The sequence below is a fragment of the Rhizobacter sp. P2_H2 genome (genome assembly GCF_056403375.1).
In genome coordinates, this window is record NZ_JBFUFP010000919.1 from 1 (window position 1) to 2,203 (window position 2,203).

Annotated in this window: 4 protein-coding genes; all 4 read left to right on the forward strand. The window is 66.3% G+C overall.

Annotated elements, in window-relative coordinates; translation table 11 throughout:
• A partial coding sequence (locus AC1D15_RS28215; RefSeq protein WP_477828617.1) for a UTRA domain-containing protein occupies window positions 1-295 on the forward strand: 295 nt, incomplete at its 5' end.
• A gap of 128 nt (window positions 296-423) precedes the next feature.
• Window positions 424-852, forward strand: a complete 429-nt coding sequence (gene sdhC / locus AC1D15_RS28220; protein ID WP_477828618.1) for a succinate dehydrogenase, cytochrome b556 subunit — start codon at window positions 424-426, stop codon at window positions 850-852.
• An 11-nt stretch (window positions 853-863) separates the two neighbouring features.
• Entirely contained in the window at window positions 864-1,226 is a 363-nt protein-coding gene (sdhD, locus tag AC1D15_RS28225) for a succinate dehydrogenase, hydrophobic membrane anchor protein (RefSeq protein ID WP_047511244.1), read from the forward strand.
• Between the two features lie 73 nt (window positions 1,227-1,299).
• A partial coding sequence (locus AC1D15_RS28230; RefSeq protein WP_477828619.1) for an FAD-binding protein occupies window positions 1,300-2,203 on the forward strand: 904 nt, incomplete at its 3' end.

Below are 2,203 nucleotides of genomic sequence, written 5' to 3' on the forward strand. Positions count from 1 at the left end.
CATCTGGCTGCCGGCTGCGCTGTTCAAGGGGCTGACGGCCGAGCGCCTGACCGACTACCGCGGGCCCTTGTACGGCCTGTTCGAGACCGAATTCGGCGTGCGCATGATCCGGGCCGAGGAGCAGTTGCGGGCGGTGGCGGCCGATGCCGGCGCGGCCGAACTGCTGGGCGTGCCGGTCGGCGAGCCGCTGCTCAGCGTGGAGCGGCTGTCGCGCACCTATGGCGACAAGCCGGTCGAGCTGCGGCGCGGCCTCTACAACACGCGCTCGCATTACTACAGGAACGAACTCAGTTAGCCGTGTCGCCGCGCCCGAAGTTGGTCGCGAAGGCGCATCATTTGCCGCGGTCACTTCTCCGACCCCCACGAGAATCTGCTGCGTTGCAATAAAATCCTTMGGTTTCGTCTCGATTACACAAGGTGGGTATGACAGAGATTTCCAAGCCAATCTCCTCACGGAGGCCAGGAACGATGCGTCTGATCGACGCCACCCAGTACCGGCTGCCCCTTGCGGGCTGGGTGTCCATCCTGCACCGCGTCAGCGGCCTGCTGATGTTCGTGCTGCTCCCGTTCATCATCTGGATGTTCGACACCAGCCTCACCTCCGAGGTCTCGTACTCGCAGTTCACCGGCGTCTTCATGGGCGGCTACGGCTTCGTGCCGGCCTGGTTCATCAAGCTGGTGACGCTCGCGCTGATCTGGTCCTACCTGCATCACTTCATCGCCGGCGTGCGCCACCTGTGGATGGACGCGACGCACTCGGTCAGCAAGGAATTCGGCCGCCAGTCGGCCCTCGTCACGCTGGTGCTGAGTGTCCTGCTGACCCTCGTGCTCGGCTGGAAGCTGTTCTTCTGAGGCGCCACACCATGACACAAAACTTTGGTTCGAAGCGCCTGGTCGTCGGCGCGCACTACGGCCTGCGCGACTGGATGGCCCAGCGCGCCACCGCACTGGTGATGGCGCTGTTCACGGTCGCGCTGATCGTGCAGGTGCTGCTGCCGGGCTCGATGGGCTACGACAAGTGGGCCGGCATCTTCTCGCGCCAGTGGATGAAGGTGCTGACCTTCGTCGTGATCGTCTCGCTGGCCTACCACGTGTGGGTCGGCGTGCGCGACGTGCTGATGGACTACGTGAAGCCGGTCGGCGTGAAGCTRGCCCTGCAGGTGCTCACGCTGGTGTGGCTGGTCGGCTGTGCCGGCTGGGCGATTCAAGTGCTCTGGAGACTGTGACGTGAGCTTTTCCTCTTCCTCGATCTCCAAGCGCAAGTTCGACGTCGTCATCGTCGGCGCCGGCGGCTCGGGCATGCGTGCCTCGCTGCAGCTGGCCCGTGCCGGGCTGAACGTCGCCGTGCTGTCCAAGGTGTTCCCGACCCGTTCGCACACGGTGGCCGCGCAGGGCGGCATCGGTGCCTCGCTCGGCAACATGTCCGAAGACAACTGGCACTACCACTTCTTCGACACCGTGAAGGGTTCCGACTGGCTCGGCGACCAGGACGCGATCGAATTCATGTGCCGCGAGGCGCCGAAGGTCGTCTACGAGCTCGAGCACTTCGGCATGCCGTTCGACCGCAACCCCGACGGCACCATCTACCAGCGCCCGTTCGGCGGCCACACCGCCAACTACGGCGAGAAGCCGGTGCAGCGCGCCTGCGCCGCCGCCGACCGCACCGGCCACGCGATGCTGCACACGCTGTACCAGCAGAACGTCAAGGCGCGCACGCACTTCTTCGTCGAGTGGATGGCGCTCGACCTGATCCGCGACGCCGAGGGCGACGTGGTCGGCGTCACCGCGCTCGAGATGGAGACCGGCGAGCTGCACATCCTCGAAGCCAAGACCGTGCTGCTGGCCACCGGCGGCGCGGGGCGCATCTTCGCGGCCTCGACCAACGCCTTCATCAACACCGGCGACGGCCTGGGCATGGCGGCACGCGCCGGCATCCCGCTCGAGGACATGGAGTTCTGGCAGTTCCACCCGACCGGCGTGGCCGGTGCCGGCGTGCTGCTGACCGAGGGCTGCCGCGGCGAGGGCGCGATCCTGCGCAACAGCGACGGCGAGCGCTTCATGGAGCGCTACGCCCCGACGCTGAAGGACCTGGCGCCGCGCGACTTCGTCTCGCGCTGCATGGACCAGGAGATCAAGGAAGGGCGCGGCTGCGGTCCCAACAAGGACTACGTCGTGCTCGACATGACCCACCTCGGCTCCGAGA